Source organism: Cellulomonas sp. URHD0024 (assembly GCF_000426185.1).
Lineage (GTDB): Bacteria > Actinomycetota > Actinomycetes > Actinomycetales > Cellulomonadaceae > Cellulomonas.
Genome location: NZ_KE384505.1, coordinates 534,833 through 555,199, shown reverse-complemented (window position 1 = coordinate 555,199; position 20,367 = coordinate 534,833). Strand labels below are relative to the sequence as shown.

The window sequence follows — 20,367 nt, the reverse complement described above, 5'->3', positions numbered from 1 at the left end:
GTCAGCCCTTGACGGCGCCCTGGGTCAGGCCGGACACGATCTGGCGCTGGAAGAGCAGGACGAGGATGACCACCGGAATGGTCACGATGATGGCCGCGGCGGAGATGGACCCCGTCGGCTCCTCGAACTGCGAGGCGCCGGTGAAGAACGCCAACGCTGCCGGGACCGGTCGGGCCGCGTCGGTCGAGGTGAGCGAGATGCCGTAGACGAAGTCGTTCCACGCGATGAAGAAGGCGATCAGTGCGGTCGTGAAGACGCCCGGTGCGGCGAGCGGCACGATCGCCTTGCGGAACGCCTGCCACGTCGTCGCGCCGTCCACCTGGGCCGCCTGCTCGAGCTCCCACGGGATCTGCCGGAAGAACGCCGCGAGGGTCCAGATGGAGATCGGCAGCGTCAGTGACAGGTACGGGATGATCAGGCCGAGCCAGGTGTCGTAGAGCCCGATCTGGCGCCACAGGTTGAACAGCGGGGTGACGATCGAGACCACGGGAAAGACCGAGACCCCGAGCGCGGTGAGCAGGACGATCCGCTTGCCCGGGAAGTCGAGCCGGGCGATCGCGTAGGCCGCGAGCGTCGCCAGGACGACGGCGATGGCGGTGGCGATCAGGCAGATGCCGACGGAGTTGCGCAGCGACGACAGGAACAGGGTCTGCGCCGACCCGTTCGGGCTGAGGATCTCCTCGTAGTTGGTCCAGGTCCAGGTCTTCGGCCAGAACGTGCCCAGGTTCAGCTGGCTCGGCAGCTTGAACGACGTCGCGAAGATCGACAGCACCGGCAGCAGCGCGTAGACGATGACGACGATCGTGATGAATGCCCAGGCCCACTTGGCCCGCGTCGACAGCTGCTTCATCAGCTTGCCCCCCTCGAGCCGCCGGCTAGATCGACCTTGAAGAGCTTGATGGCGACGAAGCAGATGAGGATGACGCACAGGAACAAGATGACGGAGATGGCCGAGCCGAGGCCGATCTCGAGCCGTCCGATGGACGTCCGGTAGGCCAGGAGCGACAGCACCTCGGTGCCGTTGGCGCCGTTGGTCATGATGAACACGTTGTCGAAGATGCGGAACGCGTCGAGTGCTCGGAACAGCACGGCGACCATGATCGCGGCCTTCATGTTGGGCAGGACCACGCGGGTCAGCCGCTGCCACCACGTGGCGCCGTCGACCTCAGCCGCTTCCTCGAGCTCCGTCGGCACCTGAGAGAGGCCGGCGAGCAGGAGGAGCGAGATGAACGGGGTCGTCTTCCAGACCTCCGAGCAGATGATGACGAACAGGCTGGTGCCCTGCGAGGCGAACCAGTTGAGGTCCTCGCTGATGCCGGGCACCCAGTTGAACCAGTGGTTGATGTACCCCGAGTTGATGTCGAACGCGTAGAACCACGCGAAGGCCGAGACGACCGTGATGATCCCGTAGGGCACGAGGATCGCCGTGCGGAGCAGGCCACGCAGGCTCTTGATCGCGCGGTGCATGACGAGCGCGAGCGCGAAGCCGAAGAACAGCTCGATCACGACGGTGACGACCGTGATGAAGAGCGTGACGAGCAGCGCCTGCAAGAACACCGGGTCGCTGAGCACCACGATGTAGTTGCTCAGGCCGGCCCAGCGCTTGTCCTCCGGCGCGGTGAGGCGGTAGTGGTACAGCGAGTCGATGAAGGCCTGGATGATCGGGTACAGCGTCACCGCGAGCATGACGACGAACGCGGGGCCGGCGAGCAGCCAGCCGAGTCGCGCCTCGGACTTCGCCCGGTCGCTCCGCCCGGCTCTGGCGGCCGCGTCCCGTAGGTCCGGGGCCGGTCCGCCGGGCACCTGGGCCTGGACCGCGCCCGCTCCGGCCGACGCTGTGGTCATAGCAGCTGCTCCCCTCGAAGCACAGCGGTGATCAGATCGTTCGACTCCTTGGGCGTCGTCTCGGGCTTGACCGAGCTCGGCGGGTGCCACGTCTGCTGCAGCCCGGAGGACACCTCGTTGTAGTACGGCGTCTGCGGCCGCGGCACGGCGAGCTCGAGCGACTGCCGGATGACGTCCGCCATGGGGAACGCCTCCTTCACCGCTGGGTCGTCGTACGACGTGGTGTTGGACGGCGGGTTGCCGTTCGTCGCGAAGTACTGCGCCTGGTGCTCCGGGGTGACGATGCACTCCGCGGCCTGGTAGGCGAGGTCGACGTGCTTGCTGAAGGCGCCGACGCCGAGGTTGATGCCGCCGTACGGAGGCGCCGTCTCCTGCGCCGCGTCCACGCGGGGGTAGAGGGCCCAGCCGAAGTCGTCGAGCAAGGACTGCGGGAACGTGCCGTCCTCGACGCCGGCCTTCGTGGCCGACCAGACGAACGGCCAGTTGACCATGAACGAGCCCTTGTCACCCTGGAAGATGCTGAGCGAGCCGCCCTCGTCCTCCGTCGGCAGCGCGGGACCACCGGTACCGTCGCGGCCGATCGTGCCCATGATCGTCGCGGCGGCCTTGCCGGCAGGCGAGTCGAGCCCGAGCTTGATGTCCTCGGCGGGGGCTTCCGGGTTCTGGATGATCTCCCCGCCGCCCGACGCGATCAGGGCGTTGATCCAGACCGTGAGCGACTCGGCCTTGGTGCCCTGGACGCCCAGGTACTTGCCCTGGTCCTTGGCCGCCGTGATGATCTGGTCCCACGTCACGGGGGTCTTCGCCGGGTCGAGGCCCGCCGCCGTCGCCACGCTCTTGCGGTACCAGAGGAGCTGGGTGTTCGCCCAGAACGGGACGGTGACGAGCTTGTCGTGCCACTTCGCTCCCGCCAGGGCACCGGCGACCACGTTCTGCGTGACCTTCTCGGCCACGTCGTCCGGCACCGGCGCCAGGAACCCGGGCTCGGCCATCTCGGGGATGAACGGCGGGTCCAGGCTCATGATGTCGATCGACGAGTCCGAGGCCGCGAGCCGTCGGGCCAGCTGCTCGCGCTGGGCGCTGGCGTCGCGTGGCAGGACCGAGACCTCGAGGCTGTAAGCGCCTCCCGACGACTCCGTGCACTGCTTGGCGATCGTCGCCTGGCCGCCGTCGTCGGGATTGATGTACCAGGTGAGTGTCGGCGGACCGGATCCCTCGCTCGCACACGCAGCGAGCGGAGCCGCAACCGCGAACCCCACGACGAGGGCGAGAGCCCGTGAACGTCGTCGCACGAGAGTCCTCCGTACCGAGGCCGCAGCGCCTCATAACCTTGGGTACTCCTTCGCGACCGTCGGCGCCACCCCAGATGTCCGATCCGTTTGGCATCTCGTCACCAGGACCTGCGAATATGGCCCACGTGACTCGACCCACCACGCCCGCCGAAGCCTGGTCCGCACTGCGCGAAGGCAACGACCGATTCGTCCGCGGAGAGATGCAGCACCCGTCGCAGGGGGTGGACCATCGTGCAGAGGTGAGCAGCGCACAGCACCCCTTCGCGGTGATCTTCGGCTGCTCGGACTCACGGGTGGCCGCCGAGATCATCTTCGACCAGGGACTCGGCGACGTGTTCGTGGTCCGCACGGCGGGGCACGTGCTCGACACGACCGTCATCGGCTCGATCGAGTACGGCGTGGACGTGCTCGGCGCGTCGCTCGTCGTCGTCCTGGGCCACGACAGCTGCGGCGCGGTCGCGGCGGCGACCGCTGCGCTCACGACCGGCGAGCTGCCCACCGGCTTCGTGCGCGCCATCGTCGACCGCGTCATCCCGAGCATCGTCAACCTCGGCGGGTCCGGCGCCGTGGCCTCGCTCGACCCGGCCGTTCTCGGTCACGAGCACGTCCGGCACACCGTGCGCATGCTCCAGGGCTACTCGCGCTCGCTCGCCGAGTCGGTCGACAAGGGGCAGGTCGCGATCGTCGGCCTGGAGTACACGCTGGCCGACGGCACGGTCCACCTGACGGAGGCTGTCGGCTCCGTCTGAGGCGGCCCCGGGAGCCCTCAGGGCCACCACACGTCGTCAGGGCTCGGCAGCGCGCCCCGCTCGTCGTCGTGCGCGGTCTGGCGCTCGCGCCAGTACGTCGAACCGTCCGCTCGTCGGCCGAGCAGCCCTGCTTCCACCAGGTCCCGACGAAGTCGCACCGGGTCGTCCGTGAGCGGCGCGATCCGGTCAGTCACCTCGGCCTCGGTCAGCCACTCGCCGGGCGCGAGCACCCGCGCGGCCAGGTGCTCGAGGACGAGAGTCCTGTCGGCGCTCCGCCGCGGTGCGCGAACCCACCGTCCGTGGTCGAGGAACCGGTCGGCCGGGCACCGGTCGTCCATCGCTGGGGCCATGGATCGATCGTGCCCGCTCGTGCCCGGTGCGCGCCTGGTCACACCGCACGGAGTCACCCCAGAGGTGCGGCAGGATGGCCGTATGACTGCTGAGTTCCGCATCGAGCACGACACCATGGGTGAGGTCCGGGTCCCGGTCGACGCCCTCTACCGCGCACAGACCCAGCGCGCCGTCGAGAACTTCCCGATCTCCGGCGACCGGCTCGAGCGCGGCCACATCGAGGCGCTCGCCCGCATCAAGAAGGCTGCCGCCCGCGCGAACGCCGAGCTGGGCGTGCTGTCGCCCGAGATTGCCGAGGCGATCGTGGGAGCCGCCGACGACGTCGCCGCCGGCGCCTACGACGGCGACTTCCCGATCGACATCTACCAGACCGGCTCGGGCACCAGCTCGAACATGAACACCAACGAGGTGCTCGCGACGCTGGCGACGCGACGGCTCGGCCGCGACGTCCACCCCAACGACCACGTGAACGCGTCGCAGTCCTCGAACGACGTCTTCCCGACGTCCGTGCACGTCGCGGCGACCGCCGGTGTGGTCCGCGACCTCGTCCCCGCGCTCGCACACCTGGCGGAGGCCCTGGAGGCCAAGTCCGTCGAGTGGGCGCAGGTGGTCAAGTCCGGCCGGACGCATCTCATGGACGCCACTCCGGTCACCCTGGGCCAGGAGTTCGGCGGGTACGCGGCGGCGGTCCGGTACGGCATCGAGCGGCTCGAGTCGGCACTCCCCCGCGCGGCCGAGGTGCCGCTCGGCGGGACCGCGGTCGGCACCGGCATCAACACGCCGGCCGGCTTCCCGCAACGCGTGATCGAGCTGCTCCGCGAGGACACCGGACTGCCGCTGACGGAGGCACGGGACCACTTCGAGGCGCAGAGCGGTCGCGACGGACTGGTCGAGCTGTCCGGGGCACTGCGCACGATCGCGATCAGCCTCACCAAGATCTGCAACGACCTGCGGTGGATGGGCTCCGGCCCGAACACCGGACTCGGCGAGATCGCCATCCCCGACCTGCAGCCCGGCTCGTCGATCATGCCCGGCAAGGTCAACCCGGTGATCCCGGAGGCGGTCCTCATGGTCGCGGCGCGGGTGGTCGGCAACGACGCCACCGTCGCGTGGGCCGGGGCGAGCGGCTCCTTCGAGCTCAACGTGCAGATCCCGGTGATCGCGGCGGGCGTCCTGGAGTCCATCCGTCTCCTGGCCAACGCGTCCCGGCTGCTGGCGGACAAGACGGTCGCCGGTCTGGTCGCCAACGTCGAGCGGGCCCGCGCGCTGGCCGAGTCGTCGCCGTCGATCGTCACGCCGCTGAACCGCGTGATCGGCTACGAGGCGGCGGCGAAGATCGCCAAGCACTCGGTGAAGCAGGGCATCACGGTGCGACAGGCGGTGATCGACCTCGGCTTCGTCGAGCGCGGCGAGGTCACCGAGGAGCAGCTCGACTCCGCGCTCGATGTGCTGAGCATGACCCGCCCGCCCCGCTGAGCACGCAGCCGACGCTGTCCCGCACAACCGACAACCCCGGTCCTGCTGTACGAGGACCGGGCTTGTCGATGTACGTCAGACCGCGCTGGCCGCCGGGACCGGCGGTGCTGCCTCGGCGGACGCTGCGTGGTGCGTCCGACCACCCTTCATGGCGATGCTCGCGACGAACCCGAGCATGAGCACGACCACCGTGGCCATGATCGTCTGCATCACCGCGGTCGCGAACCCGGAGTGCACCGCCGTGGTAGCGGCTGCGTGGATCTGCGCCGCGACGTCCGCCGGGACGGAGTCGGGAAGCTGGACACCGCCCGCCGACCCGTTGGCGAACGCGCCGCCAGCGTTGGCGAACCCGTCGATAAAGCTCTGCCGGAAGCCCTCGGGCAGGTTCGCGGCCTGCTCGCGAGCTGCGGCCGGGATGGTGGCCGCCAGGCGCGAGGTCAGCAGGGCCACGATCACCGCGGAGCCGATGACACCGCCGATCTGCCGGGTCGTGTTGAACGCACCGGCACCTGCCCCTGCGGTCCGCTGGTCGAGCCCCGAGGTGGCCAACGACGCCAACGGCGAGAACAGGCAACCGACGCCGACGCCGAACAGCACGTTCGGCAGCATGATCCGCCAGATCGCCACGTCGGGCACGATCGCGATCGCCATCAGGAACACGGAGACCGACACGAGCAGGAACCCCGTCGCAACGACCCACTTGGCGGCCACGCGGTCGGAGAGGCGACCGGCGAACGGCGCGACGAACCCGGAGACGAGCGACCCAGGCAGCCCCACCAGGGCGGCGTGCAGCGGGCTGAGGCCGAGGACTTCCTGCAGGAACAGCGTCAGGGGGAAGAAGATGCCGGTGAGCCCGAAGGTCACCGCCGCGCCCGCGACGTTGGACAGCGAGAAGTTGCGGCTGTGGAACAGGGACAGCGGCAGCAGCGCGTCCGCCTTGAGGTGGCGCTGCCACAGGACGAACCCGACGAGCACGAGCACGCCCGCGCCGATGACGCGCCAGACGGTGATCGGACCGGTGATGGTGCCCCAGTCGTAGGTCGCACCCTCCTGGATGCCGAAGACGAGCAGGAACATGCCGCCGACGGACAGGAGCACGCCGAGGCCGTCGAAGGTCCGGTTGGCGGTGGGGAGGGTGGGCAGACGCGTGCTCGCGAACCAGAGGGCGACCACCGCGACGGGGATGTTGATGTAGAAGATCCACTGCCACCCCGCCGACTCGACGAGGATCCCGCCGAGGACCGGACCAGCGATCGTCGCGACACCCGCGACGGCTCCCCAGATGCCGAGGGCCGCGCCGCGCTTCTGCGGCGGGAACACGCGCGTGATCAGCGACATGGTCTGGGGCGTCATGAGTGCCGCCCCGATGCCCTGGACGGCACGGGCCGCTATGAGCAGCCCGATGGTGCCGGACAGGCCGCACGCCAGGGAGGCGAGCGTGAATACGAGGAGGCCCAGCATGAAGATGGGGCGCGGACCGAAGCGGTCGCCGAGTCGGCCGGTGACCAGCAGCAGCGTGGCGAACGTGAGCAGGTAGGCGCTGTTCACCCACCCGACCGCGGTGAGGTCGGCGTCGAAGGCGGTGACCAGCGAGGGGATGGCGATGTTCACGATCGTGGTGTCGACCATGATCATGAAGAAGCCGAGGCAGAGCGCGGGCAGGATGCTCCACGGGCTGCGCCCGTGCAGGTCGACGAGCGCCTTGGGCGACTCAGAGGTCATGAGGCTTCCTTGGTTCGGGTGGAACGGGTCTGTAGGTAAGACGTTCGAGATGCCGACGTATCGACTATGCCGTGGGGGTCTGACACGCCTTCAGCTCGGCGCGGGCCTCGGCGAGCTCCTGCGGGAACGGCCGGCCCCACTCGAGCTCGTCCGCCCGCAGCTCCTGCAGCGTGCGGTCGAGCCAGGCGACCTCCGCTGCCAGGATCGCCAGGTCGTGCTCGACGTCCAGCAGGTACCGCCGCGGCAGGCCCAGCGTCCGCAGGCGGCCGTGCGCCTGCCGGAGCGCGTCCATCCGCGCGGTCTCGCGGTGGTGGCGTCGCGTGAGCTCGGCGACGACCCCGTCGGACGCCAGCTCGTGAGCCTCGGCGAGGCCGACGGGGAACAGCGGGTAGGACGGGTGGTCGTCGCCCAGGAACGACGTGAGACGTGCGGCGAACGCCGACCGGCCCGCGTCGGTGATCCGGTAGATGGTCCGCTCCGGCCGGTTGCCGGAGCGCTCGACCGCGGCGGCCTCGACGAGGCCCTCCTTCTCCAGCCGCTCGATGCCGTGGTAGACGGCGCCGGCGTTGACGCGGACCAGGCGGGTGTCGCCGCGCTCCACGAGGGTGTGGTGCACCTGGTACGGATGCATCGGCTCCTCGTGGAGCAGCGCGAGGATCAGCACAGCAGCCGCGGAGAGCTCACCGATCGCCACCGCTACATCCTTCCGACGGATTATTCCGATCGGAATATACCTATGGGAGGTCTCGCTGTCACGCCGGCACGACGACGAGCCGGCCGAACGGGTTGACCATGGACGAACCCACCAGCGGGCTCTCGCAGGACACGAGCGAGGATCCGGCGACGACGATCGCCTCCCGCTCCGCGCGGCGCACCACCCAGCGCACGTCGTAGATCCAGGCGCGACCGCCGGGCCGCAGCACCCGCCGGACCTCCCGCAGAGCCGTCGGCGGATCGTCCCAGTGGTGCAGGCTGATCGTGGAGACGACGACGTCGAAGGTGGCGTCGGGGAACGGCAGCGCGCAGACATCGGCAACCGCGAACGCGATGCGGTCGCCGGCGACAGCCTGCGCCCGGGCGATCATCTCCGGCGCGAGGTCGACCGCGTCGACCTGCAGCTCGGGACAGGCGTCGGCGATCAGGCGGGGCAGCAGGCCCGGCCCCGTGCCCACGTCGAGGACGCGCGCTCCGGCGGCCAGGCCGAGCTGGGCGACATCCCGTGCCGCTCGCGCGTGCAGTCTCCCTGCCACGCGCCCGGCGGAGCGCTCGTACTGCTCGGGATGGCGCGCGAGCCCGAACATCGTGGCGTGCGCGTGGCGGTTCACCGTTCCCATCAGGCATCTCCTCTATAGTTGTAGGCAACAACTCTTACCTGGAGAGTAGGCGCGACAGTTGTACGGCACAACCTTTCCCGACGACGACCTTCGACGATTCCTCCAGGAGCTCATCCGCAACGCCGGGCTGCTCGAGCCGACGCACAGGCCGCACTCCCTCGGAGGCACCGCGGTGTCGGTGTCCGAGTCGCTCGCGCTGGGCGAGCTCTCCGATGCAGGCACCATGTCGCAGCAAGACCTCGCCACCCGGCTCGGCCTGGAGAAGAGCACCGTCAGCCGGCTCGCGGCAGGCCTGGAGAGCCGCGGCTGGCTGACGCGCGCACGGGACGACGGCAACCGACGGGTCTACCGGCTGAGCCTGACCGACGAGGGCGCCGCGGTGGCAGAGCGCGTCGGTGCGGACCTGCGTGCCACGCACGACCTGCTGCTGTCGCGGTTGACGCCGCAGGAGCGCGAGGCGCTGACCGTCGGGCTCGGCGGGCTGATCCGGGTCCTGGGCGAGCTCGACGACGGACGGCCGGGCCACCACACCGGAGGCCCGAGCGCCTGAGCGCGCAGCTCCCCAGCGCCCGACCGCCTGAGCGCCTGAGCGCCTTGAGCGCCTGAGCGCCTGAGCGCCTGAGCGGAACATCAGACCGTGCCGGTGGACCGGGGCACAGGGCGGTGGCCAGGAACGCGAACGGGCACCGACCCGGGAAGGTCGGTGCCCGTTCGAACGTCAGGGGATCAGGTCCACTGCTTGAGCGTGAGCCCCTCCTTGTCCTTGAAGGAGCCGATGAGCAGCACGATGAAGTCGATGAGGACCCAGAAGCCCAGGCCACCGAGCGTGACGATCATCAGGATCCCGGTGCCGACCTTGCCCACGTAGAAGCGGTGGATGCCGAGCGTGCCGAGGAAGAAGCACAGCAGGACGGCGGGCAGCAGCAGCTTCGGGCTGACGGGCCCGGTCGGGACGGGAGCGCTCATGAGATGTTCCTCCAAGTTCGGCGACGGCCAACCATCGGGCCGCCGGGGTCGACCGACCCTAGCGATCCGGGCCGCCCCGCGCGGCCGAACCGCGGACGACCTGAGAAGTTCACCCTCGAGGTCGGGCAAACCGGACGCCCGCGCCCTTCAACGCGCGGCGCGGGCGTCGGTCTCGACGTCAGACCTCGATGCCCTCGAGGAGCTCGGTGACCAGTGCGGCGACGGGCGACCGCTCGGACCGGGTCAGGGTCACGTGCGCGAAGAGCGGGTGGCCCTTGAGGGCCTCGATCACGGCCGCGACCCCGTCGTGCCGGCCGACGCGCAGGTTGTCGCGCTGCGCGACGTCGTGGGTCATCACGACGCGCGAGCTCTGCCCGATGCGGGACAGGACCGTCAGGAGCACGTTCCGCTCGAGCGACTGCGCCTCGTCGACGATCACGAACGCGTCGTGCAGCGAGCGCCCGCGGATGTGGGTCAGGGGCAGGACCTCGAGGATGTCGCGGTCCATGATCTCCTCGACGACCTCCTTGCTCACGAGCGCGCCCAGGGTGTCGAACACGGCCTGCGCCCACGGGTTCATCTTCTCGTCGGCGCCACCGGGCAGGTAGCCCAGGTCCTGGCCGCCCACCGCGTACAGCGGCCGGAAGACCATGACCTTGCGGTGCTGACGACGCTCGAGCACGGCCTCGAGGCCGGCGCACAGGGCGAGCGCGGACTTGCCGGTCCCGGCGCTGCCGCCGAGCGAGACGATGCCGATCTCCTCGTCGAGAAGGAGGTCGATCGCGATCCGCTGCTCAGCCGAACGGCCGTGCAGGCCGAACACGTCCCGGTCACCGCGGACGAGCTGCACGTGCTTGTCGGCGGTCACCCGGCCGAGGGCCGACCCACGCGGGCTGTGCAGGACCAGGCCGGTGTGACAGGGCAGGTCGTTGGGGTTCGTCGACGCCATCGACGAGGGGGCGAACCCGGTGGCCACGTCAGCCAGAGCGATCGACTCGTGCTCCCACAGCGCCGACATCTGGTTCTCGGCCAGGTCGAGGGAGTCCATCCCGGTCCAGCCGGAGTCGACCGCCAGCTCGGCGCGGTACTCCTCGGCCCGCAGACCGCACGCGGACGCCTTGACCCGCATCGGCAGGTCCTTGGAGACGACGGTGACGTCATGCCCCTCCGCGGCGAGGTTGGCCGCCACCGCGAGGATCTTGGTGTCGTTGTCGCCGAGCCGGAAGCCGGCGGGCAGGACCGTCAGGTCGGTGTGGTTGAGCTCGACCGTGAGCGTGCCGCCCTCGTCGCTGAGCGGGATCGGGACGTCGAGCCGACCGTGCTCGATCCGCAGGTCGTCCAGCATCCGCAGCGCCGAACGAGCGAAGTAGCCGAGCTCGGCGTGGTGGCGCTTGGCCTCCAGCTCCGTGATGACGACGACCGGGAGGACCACGTCATGCTCGGCGAACCGCAGGATCGCCCGCGGGTCGGACAGGAGGACGGAGGTGTCGAGCACGTGCATCCTGCGGCCGTCCGTCTCCTCGACGGACTTCGGGTGGTTCTGCGCCTTGTTCACCACGGCAGGCTCCCTCTGGCGCTAGGTGCGCCGAGACGAGCACCGAAGACCGGCCACCTGCTCCAGGGACACGTCCCAGGGCAGATTCACGCACCGATGTTCGGCGACGGGACGGGGGCGGTCGGCCCCTCCGGAGAGGGTGGGCCGGATCCGGCCCTCCTCCCGGAGCGAGTGCTCCATGGGCTGGCCTCCCGGGGACAACGGTCGCTGTCCTCTACGGCGGAAACTACCTCGCGATCACCGCTGTCCAGCCCGACACGCGACAACGTCACACGGTGTTCACCTAGCAGCTCGCGCTAGCGGCCCAGTCGCCGCTCGCGCGCGGCGTACGCACGGACCGCCCGCAGGAAGTCGATGCGGCGGAAGTCCGGCCAGTACGCCTCGCAGAAGTAGAACTCGGAGTGCGCGCTCTGCCAGAGCAGGAAGCCGCCGAGCCGCTGCTCACCGGACGTGCGGATCACGAGCTCCGGGTCGGGCTGGCCCCTGGTGTAGAGCCGCTCGGCGATGTGCTCCATGTCGAAGTCCTCGGCCAGCTCGTCCAGGCTGGAGCCCGCCTCGGCATGCTCGCGCAGGAACGCGCGCACCGCGTCGGCGATCTCGCGACGGCCGCCGTATCCCACCGCGACGTTCACGTGCAGGCCGACGATGCCCGCGGTCGCGTCCTGCGCGGCCACGAGGGCCTTGGACGTGTGGTCCGGGAGCATGTCGAGCGCCCCGACGGCCTGGACACGCCAGCGTCCGGTGGCGGCGAGCTCTCCGACGACGTCCTCGATGATCGCGAGCAGCGGCTCGAGCTCGTCTGGCGAGCGCTCGAGGTTGTCCGTCGACAGCAGCCAGAGCGTCACGACCTCGACGCCGATGTCCTCGCTCCACTCCAGGAGGTCCGCGATCTTGTCGCCGCCCGCGCGGTGGCCGTGCGCCGTCGAACCGCCCTGGCTGCGCGCCCACCGGCGGTTGCCGTCGAGGATGACGCCGACGTGCCGCGGGATCCCCGCGGGTGGGATCGAGGCTGCCAGCCGTCGCTCGTACAGCCCGTAGAGCGGGTGGGGCAGGCGCACGCGCGTTCCTTCGGTGAGAGATCCGGCTGTTCGTCCATCGTCGGCCCGGGTTCGTCGTCGCGGCCGGACCCGCACACGCTACTCGCTCGCACCGTCGCCGTCCCGGGTCGATCGGAGGCATGATCGAGGTCGGTCGACAGCACAACCTACGGTGCCGTAACCTACGCAGTCGTAACTTACGGCCGACGAATCGAGATCAGCTCCATGAGCACCTCCCCCGCGCCCGCCTCGGGCCCGTCGGAAGCCGGCCCCGAAGCCGCGTCGTCGCTCACCGAAGCGGTTGCCGCGCAGCTCAAGCCTCACCTGCGCGGCTGGATCCACCTCGGCGTCACGCCGCTGGTGGTCGTCGCGTCGATCGTCCTGGTCGCGCTCTCCCCGACACCCACCGCCAAGTGGTCCTGCGCCGTCTTCGGCCTCACCGCGATCATGCTGTTCGGGACCAGCGCCCTGTACCACCGGGGGAACTGGTCACCGACGACCGCAGTCGTCCTGCGACGACTCGACCACACCAACATCTTCCTGATCATCGCCGGGACCTACACGCCGCTGTCGGTCCTGCTCCTGCCCACCTCGACCGCCCGTGTCCTGCTGATCGTGGTCTGGACCGGTGCACTCGCCGGCGTGCTCGCGCGCGTCTTCTGGCTGGGTGCGCCGCGGTGGTTCTACGTGCCGGTCTACGTCGCCCTCGGCTGGGTGGCCGTCTGGTTCTTCCCGTCGTTCTACCGCGCGGGCGGACCCTGGATCGTGTTCTGGATCGCCCTCGGCGGCCTGGCCTACACGCTCGGCGCCGCGGTGTACGGCACCAAGTGGCCCAACCCCAGCCCACGCTGGTTCGGGTTCCACGAGGTCTTCCACGTGCTGACCGTCGTCGGGTACGGCAGCCACTACATCGCCGTGTCGATGGCCTCGTACTCGTCCTGAAGCGCTACTCCACCGGAACGACGGTGTACCGCCGGTTGGCCAGCGACGGGTTCCGCTCGCGAACCGCAGCCATCACGTCACCGTCGATGTCCACCGTGCGGATGTTCGGCTGCTCGTCGAACTCCAGGCCCACCACACCATCGGGTCCGACGACCAGGGACCGGCCCACGACCCCGCGGCCGGCCTGACCCACCCCGACGACGGTGGCCGTGTTCTCGATCGCCCGCGCCACGGCGAGCGCGCGCCAGTGCATCGCCTTCAGCTCCCCGTCGGCCCACGCCGCCGGGACCACGAGGACCCGGGCACCCGCGTCGACCAGCCGGCGCGCCGACTCCGGGAAGCGCAGGTCGTAGCAGGTCATCACCCCGAACGACAGGCCGCCCACCTCGAGCACCAGCGGCGGAGCGTCGGCCGGGCCGGCCGCCAGACGGTCGGACTCGCGGTGCCCGAACGCGTCGTACAGGTGCACCTTGCGGTACAGGCCGACCACCGTGCCCGACCCGTCGATCGCGACGATCGCGTTCACGCCGTGCTGCGGATCCGGACCCGGGAGCGTGGTGCCCGCAAGCACCGCGACCTTCGTCCTGGCGGCCCGCTCGCGCAGCATCGTCACGAAGGGGCCGTCGAGGGGCTCCGCGTGCTCCGGTCCGACCCCGTGCGGGTCGAAGCCCGACGCGTACTCCGGCAGGACCAGCAGGTCCGAACGCCGGCCGGCCGCGATCTTGAACGCGTCGCCGGCGATCTCGCGGTTGGTGTCGTGGTCGGCGCCCACCTCCAGCTGCGCGATCGTGACCCGGACGCAGGGGCGCTCCGGCGGCTTGCTCACGACACGCCCGCGCTCTCGCGCACCCGCTGGTCCCCGGTGGTCATCGTGACCGGTCCGGCCCGTCGTCGCCCGGCTCGTCGAACCTGACCGGCAGGTCCGCGTCGACCTCCGAGTCCGGCCCCGCGGCCCCGGCGTCGATCATCCCGACGTCCAGGTGAGGCCGGTCGTCGTCGATCGGCAAACCGTCGTCGTCGACGAGTCCGAGCCGCTTCGCGTTGCGGTCGACCCGACGCATCTGCTTGGTCAGCGAGAGGAACAGGAAGAGCGCGGCGAGCGCCACGAGGAACGTGAAGACGAACCCGAGGAACCCCGGCGAGCCGCCGTGGGTCGCGTCGATCGACAGGTCGGACGGCGACGGGCTCGGCTCGAACACGAGGCGGATCACGCAGCGCCGTCCCGCAGCCCGGCGAACAGGTCGTCCTCCGGGATGTTCGTCGGCACCCGTGACTGCGCCAGCTCGTACTCCTCGGTGCGCCACTGGACCAGCTCGATCTCGCGCGGCATGGCGAAGAAGAACCCGTCCGGGTCGATCTGCGTGGCGTGGGCCCGCAGAGCCGCGTCCCGCTGCTCGAAGTAGGCGCCCGCGTCGATCCGCGTCGTCACCTCGCGCTCCGGCCACGGGCGGGACTCACGGGACTCGATCCACTCGCCGAACGGCGACTCGCGGCCCGCCTCGAGGAGCGCCTCGTGGATCGCGCGCATGCGCACCAGCGAGAAACCACCGTTGTAGTAGAGCTTCGACGGTGTCCACGGCTCGCCGCGGCCGACGTAGCGCTCCGGGTCACCGGCCGCCTCGAACGCCTCGACCGAGACCTTGTGGCACTGGATGTGGTCGGGGTGCGGGTAGCCGCCGTTCTCGTCGTACGTCGTGATCACGTGGGGCTTGAACGTGCGCACCAGCTCGACCAGCGGGGCTGCGGCCTCCTCGAGCGGGACCAGGGCGAAGCACCCGTCCGGCAAGGGCGGCAGCGGGTCGCCCTCAGGCAGACCCGAGTCCACGAAGCCGAGCCAGTGGTGCTGAACCCCGAGCGCCTCGGCCGCGGCGGCCATCTCCTCGCGGCGCAGGGCCTGCATGCCCTCGATCCCGCCGGGGACCTCGCCGTAGCTCGGGTTCAGCACGTCGCCGCGCTCCCCGCCGGTGCAGGACACGACCAGCACGTCGACACCCTCGGCCGCGTACTTCGCCGTGGTCGCCGCGCCCTTGCTGGACTCGTCGTCAGGATGGGCGTGCACCGCCATCAGGCGCAGCCGCTCTCCGGTCACCTCGGGCCTCCTAGGTCCACGCGCCGGTCGTCGGCGAGCGGGTGGTGGGACGAGAGACAATGATCGCGCACGCGGCGGGGTCGTCGCGCCACGGACCAGACCAGAGCACCGAGGAGATCGTCGTGACCGTCCTGCAGCCGCCTCCCGGCCGCTACGGTCCGTCGCCGACCGCCTCCACGCACCGTCGACGACGTATCGGCCTCGTCGCCGCCGGCGCGGTCGGGCTCTGCGTCGCCGTCTGGCTCGCGCTGAACGTCGCCAGCCAGCCGGTGTCCTGGAAGGACGTCGGCTTCCACGTCCAGGGACCGCAGGCGATCGACGTGACGTTCGAGGTGACGAAGCCGCGCGAGGACACCGTCGTGTGCAAGGTTCGCGCTCTGTCCGAGGCCTACGCCGAGGTCGGGGTCCGCATGGTCACCGTCGGTCCCGCCGACGAGGGGACCCAGCGCGTGACGGCGACCGTGCAGACCACCGAGCTGGCCGTCAGCGGCACCGTCGACCGGTGCGACATCACCCCCTGAACCGGACTGGTGTTCACCTGACTTGCTATCCTGTTCGTTTCTACGCCGCCCCGGTCCGGCGTCACGGCTCGTCGACGCGACCGCGAGGCGGTTCTGTTGTCTCTGGCCCTGGGGCATCCCACGCACGTGTGAAAGGAGCGATCGTGACCGAAACGAATGCAGCCACCTGGCTGACGCAGGAGGCCTACGACCGGCTCACTGCGGAGCTCGCGCACCTCGAGGGCCCCGGCCGCGCCGAGGTCGTCGCCCGCATCACCGCCGCCCGGGAAGAGGGAGACCTCAAGGAGAACGGCGGCTACCACGCGGCACGCGAGGAGCAGGGCAAGCAGGAAGCCCGCATCCGTGAGCTCAAGGAGAAGCTGCGCAACGTGCACATCGGCACGCCGCAGGACAACGGGATCGTCGAGCCCGGCATGGTCGTGACGGCCGTCGTGGCCGGCGACGAGATGGTGTTCCTGCTCGGCTCGCGCGAGATCGCCGGGTCGTCCGACATCGACGTCTACTCCCCCACGTCCCCGCTGGGCGCCGCGATCAACGGCACCAAGATCGGCGACTCGACCAGCTACCTCGCGCCGAACGGTCGCGAGATCACGGTCGCGATCACCGACGCCAAGCCCTTCACGGGCTGAGACGGCCGCACGGCGCCGCACCCCCTTCTCGGGGAGCGGCGCCGGCTCAGGCGCCCGTGAGGCGGTAGCCGGCGACCGTCAGGGCCTCGACGACGTCCGCGCAGTGGGCCGGGCCCTTGGTCTCGACCTGCACCTCGATGGCGACCTCGTCGATCGCGAGCTCCACCCCCGTGCGGGCGTGCGAGACGTCCATGACGTTCGCGCCGGTCGCGGCCAGGTCGCGCAGCAGGGACGCGAGGGCTCCCGGAGTGTCGTCGAGACGGACCCTCAGCTGGAGGAACCGTCCGGCGGACGCCAGCCCGTGCCGGACCACCCGCATCAGCACCAACGGGTCGATGTTGCCGCCGGACAGGATCGCCACGACCGGCCCCGCAAGACCGTTCGACTCGGCCATGAGCGAGGCGACGGCGGCCGCACCCGAGGGCTCGACGAGCATCTTGGCCCGCTCGGCGACGAGCAGCAGCGCCCGCGAGATGTCCTCCTCGGACACCGTCCGCACACTGGTCCGGTGCTCGGCGAGGATGCCGAACGGCACGGTCCCGGGGACGCCCACCGCGATGCCGTCGGCCATGGTGCGCATCTCGGACGCCGGCACGGGGTGACCGGCCGCCAGCGACGCCGGGTACGCCGCAGCGCGCTCGGCCTGCACGCCGATCACCCGGACCGAGGGGCGCAGCTCAGCGAGCGCGGCGACGACCCCGGCCGCGAGCCCGCCGCCGCCGACCGGCACGAGCACGGTCGCGACGTCGGGTACCTGCTCGACGATCTCGAGCGCGATGGTGCCCTGCCCGGCCACGACGTCGTCGTGGTCGAACGGGTGGATGAGGATCGCGCCCGTGCGGTCGGCGTACTCGCGCGCGTGCTGCAGGGCCTCGTCGACGCTCGTCCCGCCCGCCTCGACGCGCGCGCCGTACTCGCGGGTCGCCGCGACCTTGGGCAGCGCCGCGTCGACGGGCATGAACACCACGGACTCGATGCCGAGCATCTGGGCGGCGAGCGCGACACCCTGCGCGTGGTTGCCCGCGCTGGCTGCCACGACGCCCCGGGACTTCTCCTGCGCCGACAGCCGCGCCATCCGCACGTACGCGCCGCGCAGCTTGAACGAGCCGGTGCGCTGCAGGTGCTCGCACTTCAGCCAGACCTCGGTGCCGACGAGGTGCGACAGGGCCCGGCTGAGCTGCACGGGCGTCTGGTCGGTGACGCCGACGAGCAGCTCGGCGGCGGCGCGCACGTCGGCCAGACGTGTCATCGGGGATCGGGTGCGTCCGTGTCCGGACCCGCCTCCTCCACCTCGGCCAACGTCGCCTCGTGCTCCATCTCGGCCTCGGCCACCTGCGCGATGGCGCGATCGAGCACGGGATGGCCACGACCGCGCACGGGGACGTGGTCCTCCCGACCGAGCGACGGGAACTTGTCGTGACCGTGCAGGTACAGGACGACCGTGTTGAGCGTCGCCACGATGGGCACGGCGAGCAGCGCGCCGACGATCCCCGCGACGAACGAGCCGGCTGCCACCGACAGCAGTACCGCGACGGGGTGCAACGACACCGCGTGCCCCATGAGGAACGGCTGCAGGCCGTGACCCTCGATCTGCTGCACCAGCAGCACGACGGCCAGCATCAGCAGGGCGTTGACGGGGCCGTTGGCCACGAGCGCGACGAGCACGGCGACGGAGCCGGTGACCACGGCACCGACGATCGGCACGAACGAGCCGAGGAACACGAGGACGGCCAGCGGCAGCGCGAGCGGCACCTGCAGGATCGCGGCGCCGATGCCGATGCCCAGCGCGTCGACCGCGGCGACCAGGATCTGCGTGCGCGTGTAGGCCCCGAGCGTCACGAGGCCGCGGCGACCGGCCTGGTGCACGTGCTCACGCGAGCCGCGCGGGAGCAGGCCGACCACCCACGACCAGATCGTGCGTCCGTCGAGCAGGAAGAAGAACAGGCAGAACAGCGCGATGAGCACGCCGGCCACGACGTGCCCGACGGTCGTCGTCGCGTGCAGGGCGCCCGACACCAGCTCGGAGCTGCCGCCGCTCGCCGACTTCTGGAAGCTCTCGACGTACTTGTTGATGTCCGCGGTGGTCAGCTCGAGCGGACCGTCCGCGAGCCAGGTGGTGAGCTGGTCGATGCCTTGCGCGGCCTGGTCCCAGAGCTCGCCGATCCCCTTGATGATCGACCGCGCCGCCAGGGTGACCAGGCCCACGACGAGCGCCACCATGCCGACGACCGCGATCGCGACCGCGGCGACCCGCGGCAGTCGGGTATGCCGGTCGAGCCAGTTGACGAGCGGCGCCAGGAGCACGCTCAGCAGCAGCGCCACCGCGATCGGCACGACGACGACCTTGAGCTCGTTCAGCAGCCAGAGCAGGACCGCCAGCGCGGCACCGATGAGCAGGAGGCGCCACGACCAGCTCGCGGCGGCCTGGACGGACGGCGGGACGGGCTGGCCCTTGGTGGCCCCGACGGGCTGGCCCTTGGTGGCCTGGACGGGTTGGGCCTTGGTGGCCGGGACCTGCGTCACGAGGGGCGTCCCGTCGTGAGCGCGCCCGCGAGGTCGGCGATCAGGTCCTGGACGTCCTCGATGCCGACGGAGAGGCGTACGAGGTCGTCGGGTACCTCGAGGGCCGTACCCGCGACCGACCCGTGCGTCATCTTGTGCGGATGCTCGATGAGCGACTCGACCCCGCCGAGCGACTCCGCGAGCGTGAACACCCGCGTCGCCGCGCACACCGCCAGCGCGGACGCCTCCGAGCCCGTGCGGAACGAGATCATGCCGCCGAACCCGGTCATCTGCTTCGCGGCCACCGCGTGCCCCGGGTGTGACGCCAGCCCGGGGTAGATCACCGACGTGACCGCGTCGTGGGTCGACAGGAACTCCGCGATCGCCGCCGCGTTGGCGCAGTGCCGGTCCATCCGCACCGCCAGCGTCTTGAGCCCGCGGAGCGTGAGCCACGCGTCGAAGGGGCCGGCGACCGCCCCGGACGCGTTCTGGTGGAACCGCACCGCGTCGATGAGGGGACCGTCGAGCCCGACGGGGAGCATCGCTCCGTCCCCGACCACGAGCGCACCGCCGACGACGTCCGAGTGCCCACCGACGTACTTGGTGGTCGAGTGCACGACGACGTCCGCGCCGAGCGCGAGCGGCTGCTGAAGGTAGGGCGTCGCGAAGGTGTTGTCGACGACGAGCAGGGCACCGACCGACCGTGCGTGCGCGGAGAGCACGGCGATGTCCGCGATGCCGAGGAGCGGGTTGGTCGGCGTCTCCACCCAGACCACCTTGGTGCGGCCCGGCTCGATGGCCGCCAGCACGGCGTCGGGATCGGACAGGTCCACCGCGGTGTGGTCGATCCCCCAGGGCCCGAAGACGCGCGCGATCAGACGGTAGGTGCCGCCGTAGGCGTCGTTCGGGACGACGACGTGGTCACCTGGCCGCAGCGTCGACCGCAGCAGGGTGTCCTCCGCGGCGAGGCCCGACGCGAACGCGAACCCGGCAGCACCGCCCTCTGCGGCCGCGAGCGCGGACTCGAGGGCGGTGCGGGTCGGGTTGGCGGACCGCGAGTACTCGAACCCGCCGCGCAGGCCCCCGACTCCGTCCTGCTTGTAGGTCGACGTCGCGTAGATGGGCGGCACGACGGCGCCCGTCGTCGGATCGGGGTCCTGACCAGCGTGGATGGCCCTCGTCGAGAAGCCCGCCTTCGACCAGTCGTCCTCGTGGAGCTGCGCGTCGTCGGTCACGTTCCCCAGGCTAGGCGGTACTACGGGCACGCGGCCTTCCGAACGAGCGACGCCGCGGGAACACGGACAACACCGGCACCGTTGCACACGCCGGGAGCACCCAGGTGACCACCGGGCTCCCG

At 70.8% G+C, this 20,367-nt stretch carries 22 protein-coding genes; 6 read left to right on the top strand and 16 right to left on the bottom strand.

From position 1 onward, the window contains the following. Nucleotide 1: 1 nt before the first annotated feature. Genes I847_RS0118710 through I847_RS0118700 form a run of 3 tightly spaced genes read right to left on the bottom strand, consistent with a single transcriptional unit; the run spans nt 2 to nt 3,137 of the window. A complete protein-coding gene (locus tag I847_RS0118710) occupies nt 2-850 on the bottom strand; it encodes a carbohydrate ABC transporter permease (RefSeq protein ID WP_028050907.1) in 849 nt (282 codons plus the stop codon). Continuing rightward, the gene (locus tag I847_RS0118705; RefSeq protein WP_081681136.1) at nt 850-1,845 is read right to left on the bottom strand and encodes a carbohydrate ABC transporter permease; all 996 of its coding nucleotides are present in this window, start codon (nt 1,843-1,845) and stop codon (nt 850-852) included. Before I847_RS0118705 ends, I847_RS0118710 begins: the two co-directional genes overlap by 1 nt. Next, the gene (locus I847_RS0118700; RefSeq protein WP_028050905.1) at nt 1,842-3,137 is read right to left on the bottom strand and encodes an extracellular solute-binding protein; all 1,296 of its coding nucleotides are present in this window, start codon (nt 3,135-3,137) and stop codon (nt 1,842-1,844) included. The genes I847_RS0118705 and I847_RS0118700 overlap by 4 nt, the downstream gene beginning before the upstream one ends. A 116-nt stretch (nt 3,138-3,253) precedes the next feature. Between I847_RS0118700 and I847_RS0118695 the strand changes: the two genes are divergently transcribed. Beyond that, the gene (locus tag I847_RS0118695; RefSeq protein ID WP_028050904.1) at nt 3,254-3,886 is read left to right on the top strand and encodes a carbonic anhydrase; all 633 of its coding nucleotides are present in this window, start codon (nt 3,254-3,256) and stop codon (nt 3,884-3,886) included. Nucleotides 3,887-3,903: 17 nt separating this feature from the next. Here I847_RS0118695 and I847_RS24850 read toward each other — a convergent pair whose 3' ends face one another. After that, a complete protein-coding gene (locus I847_RS24850; protein WP_051275064.1) occupies nt 3,904-4,236 on the bottom strand; it encodes a DUF2087 domain-containing protein in 333 nt (110 codons plus the stop codon). Nucleotides 4,237-4,318: 82 nt separating this feature from the next. On the opposite strand from I847_RS24850, the gene I847_RS0118685 reads away from it, so the two are divergent. Beyond that, the gene (locus I847_RS0118685) at nt 4,319-5,713 is read left to right on the top strand and encodes a class II fumarate hydratase (RefSeq protein ID WP_034610897.1); all 1,395 of its coding nucleotides are present in this window, start codon (nt 4,319-4,321) and stop codon (nt 5,711-5,713) included. A gap of 75 nt (nt 5,714-5,788) precedes the next feature. Here the strand turns inward: I847_RS0118685 and I847_RS24845 are convergent, their stop codons facing one another. The 3 genes from I847_RS24845 to I847_RS0118670 form a co-directional block, all read right to left on the bottom strand. Next, nucleotides 5,789-7,435, bottom strand: a complete 1,647-nt coding sequence (locus I847_RS24845; protein WP_034610895.1) for a DHA2 family efflux MFS transporter permease subunit — start codon at nt 7,433-7,435, stop codon at nt 5,789-5,791. A 64-nt stretch (nt 7,436-7,499) separates the two neighbouring features. Then, complete coding sequence (locus I847_RS0118675; RefSeq protein ID WP_231384286.1) at nt 7,500-8,129, bottom strand: PadR family transcriptional regulator; 630 nt, start codon at nt 8,127-8,129, stop codon at nt 7,500-7,502. A 58-nt stretch (nt 8,130-8,187) separates the two neighbouring features. After that, entirely contained in the window at nt 8,188-8,769 is a 582-nt protein-coding gene (locus I847_RS0118670; RefSeq protein ID WP_051275063.1) for a class I SAM-dependent methyltransferase, read from the bottom strand. A gap of 58 nt (nt 8,770-8,827) precedes the next feature. Between I847_RS0118670 and I847_RS24840 the strand changes: the two genes are divergently transcribed. Then, on the top strand, nt 8,828-9,319 hold the full coding sequence (locus I847_RS24840; RefSeq protein WP_051275062.1) for a MarR family winged helix-turn-helix transcriptional regulator: 492 nt from the start codon (nt 8,828-8,830) through the stop codon (nt 9,317-9,319). Nucleotides 9,320-9,495: 176 nt separating this feature from the next. On the opposite strand, the gene I847_RS0118660 is transcribed toward I847_RS24840, so the two are convergent. From I847_RS0118660 to I847_RS0118650, 3 genes are all read right to left on the bottom strand, one after another. Then, nucleotides 9,496-9,735 carry a TM2 domain-containing protein gene (locus I847_RS0118660; RefSeq protein ID WP_028050900.1) on the bottom strand — a complete coding sequence of 80 codons (240 nt, stop codon included), beginning with the start codon at nt 9,733-9,735 and terminating at the stop codon, nt 9,496-9,498. 178 nt (nt 9,736-9,913) lie between these two features. Continuing rightward, on the bottom strand, nt 9,914-11,236 hold the full coding sequence (locus I847_RS0118655; RefSeq protein WP_155856236.1) for a PhoH family protein: 1,323 nt from the start codon (nt 11,234-11,236) through the stop codon (nt 9,914-9,916). Between the two features lie 350 nt (nt 11,237-11,586). Beyond that, on the bottom strand, nt 11,587-12,348 hold the full coding sequence (locus tag I847_RS0118650; RefSeq protein ID WP_028050898.1) for an isoprenyl transferase: 762 nt from the start codon (nt 12,346-12,348) through the stop codon (nt 11,587-11,589). Between the two features lie 204 nt (nt 12,349-12,552). On the opposite strand from I847_RS0118650, the gene I847_RS0118645 reads away from it, so the two are divergent. Next, nucleotides 12,553-13,269 carry a hemolysin III family protein gene (locus I847_RS0118645; protein WP_028050897.1) on the top strand — a complete coding sequence of 239 codons (717 nt, stop codon included), beginning with the start codon at nt 12,553-12,555 and terminating at the stop codon, nt 13,267-13,269. A 4-nt stretch (nt 13,270-13,273) separates the two neighbouring features. Here the strand turns inward: I847_RS0118645 and I847_RS0118640 are convergent, their stop codons facing one another. The 3 genes from I847_RS0118640 to mca are packed head-to-tail and all read right to left on the bottom strand — an operon-like array spanning nt 13,274 to nt 15,334. Continuing rightward, a complete protein-coding gene (locus I847_RS0118640; RefSeq protein ID WP_028050896.1) occupies nt 13,274-14,095 on the bottom strand; it encodes a carbon-nitrogen hydrolase family protein in 822 nt (273 codons plus the stop codon). A 40-nt stretch (nt 14,096-14,135) separates the two neighbouring features. Next, nucleotides 14,136-14,480 carry a hypothetical protein gene (locus I847_RS24835; protein ID WP_034610893.1) on the bottom strand — a complete coding sequence of 115 codons (345 nt, stop codon included), beginning with the start codon at nt 14,478-14,480 and terminating at the stop codon, nt 14,136-14,138. Further along, nucleotides 14,477-15,334 carry a mycothiol conjugate amidase Mca gene (gene mca / locus I847_RS0118630; RefSeq protein WP_081681173.1) on the bottom strand — a complete coding sequence of 286 codons (858 nt, stop codon included), beginning with the start codon at nt 15,332-15,334 and terminating at the stop codon, nt 14,477-14,479. Before mca ends, I847_RS24835 begins: the two co-directional genes overlap by 4 nt. 146 nt (nt 15,335-15,480) lie before the next feature. Here mca and I847_RS0118625 point away from each other — a divergent pair, with 146 nt between their 5' ends. Both I847_RS0118625 and greA read left to right on the top strand, forming a co-directional pair. Further along, a complete protein-coding gene (locus I847_RS0118625) occupies nt 15,481-15,879 on the top strand; it encodes a DUF4307 domain-containing protein (protein ID WP_231384285.1) in 399 nt (132 codons plus the stop codon). Nucleotides 15,880-16,022: 143 nt separating this feature from the next. Continuing rightward, nucleotides 16,023-16,508, top strand: coding sequence for a transcription elongation factor GreA (gene greA, locus I847_RS0118620; protein ID WP_028050893.1), 486 nt, complete (start codon nt 16,023-16,025; stop codon nt 16,506-16,508). 46 nt (nt 16,509-16,554) lie between these two features. On the opposite strand, the gene ilvA is transcribed toward greA, so the two are convergent. From ilvA to I847_RS0118605, 3 genes are read right to left on the bottom strand one after another with little or no spacing between them, the layout of a single operon-like run. Further along, nucleotides 16,555-17,757: a threonine ammonia-lyase gene (gene ilvA, locus I847_RS0118615; RefSeq protein ID WP_028050892.1), complete on the bottom strand. Its 1,203-nt coding sequence runs from the start codon at nt 17,755-17,757 to the stop codon at nt 16,555-16,557. Continuing rightward, complete coding sequence (locus tag I847_RS24830; protein ID WP_081681130.1) at nt 17,754-19,031, bottom strand: AI-2E family transporter; 1,278 nt, start codon at nt 19,029-19,031, stop codon at nt 17,754-17,756. Before I847_RS24830 ends, ilvA begins: the two co-directional genes overlap by 4 nt. Continuing rightward, a complete protein-coding gene (locus I847_RS0118605; RefSeq protein ID WP_028050891.1) occupies nt 19,028-20,245 on the bottom strand; it encodes a cystathionine gamma-synthase in 1,218 nt (405 codons plus the stop codon). Before I847_RS0118605 ends, I847_RS24830 begins: the two co-directional genes overlap by 4 nt. Nucleotides 20,246-20,367: the final 122 nt, after the last annotated feature.

Bases quoted from the DNA above. Each gene is read 5' to 3' on its own strand.
- I847_RS0118710 (WP_028050907.1), bottom strand. From the start codon at position 850: ATGAAGCAGCTGTCGACGCGGGCCAAGTGGGCCTGGGCATTCATCACG.
- I847_RS0118705 (WP_081681136.1), bottom strand. From the start codon at position 1,845: ATGACCACAGCGTCGGCCGGAGCGGGCGCGGTCCAGGCCCAGGTGCCC.
- I847_RS0118695 (WP_028050904.1), top strand. From the start codon at position 3,254: ATGGCCCACGTGACTCGACCCACCACGCCCGCCGAAGCCTGGTCCGCA.
- I847_RS24850 (WP_051275064.1), bottom strand. From the start codon at position 4,236: ATGGCCCCAGCGATGGACGACCGGTGCCCGGCCGACCGGTTCCTCGAC.
- I847_RS0118685 (WP_034610897.1), top strand. From the start codon at position 4,319: ATGACTGCTGAGTTCCGCATCGAGCACGACACCATGGGTGAGGTCCGG.
- I847_RS24845 (WP_034610895.1), bottom strand. From the start codon at position 7,435: ATGACCTCTGAGTCGCCCAAGGCGCTCGTCGACCTGCACGGGCGCAGC.
- I847_RS0118670 (WP_051275063.1), bottom strand. From the start codon at position 8,769: ATGGGAACGGTGAACCGCCACGCGCACGCCACGATGTTCGGGCTCGCG.
- I847_RS0118660 (WP_028050900.1), bottom strand. From the start codon at position 9,735: ATGAGCGCTCCCGTCCCGACCGGGCCCGTCAGCCCGAAGCTGCTGCTG.
- I847_RS0118655 (WP_155856236.1), bottom strand. From the start codon at position 11,236: ATGCACGTGCTCGACACCTCCGTCCTCCTGTCCGACCCGCGGGCGATC.
- I847_RS0118645 (WP_028050897.1), top strand. From the start codon at position 12,553: ATGAGCACCTCCCCCGCGCCCGCCTCGGGCCCGTCGGAAGCCGGCCCC.
- mca (WP_081681173.1), bottom strand. From the start codon at position 15,334: ATGGCGGTGCACGCCCATCCTGACGACGAGTCCAGCAAGGGCGCGGCG.
- ilvA (WP_028050892.1), bottom strand. From the start codon at position 17,757: ATGACACGTCTGGCCGACGTGCGCGCCGCCGCCGAGCTGCTCGTCGGC.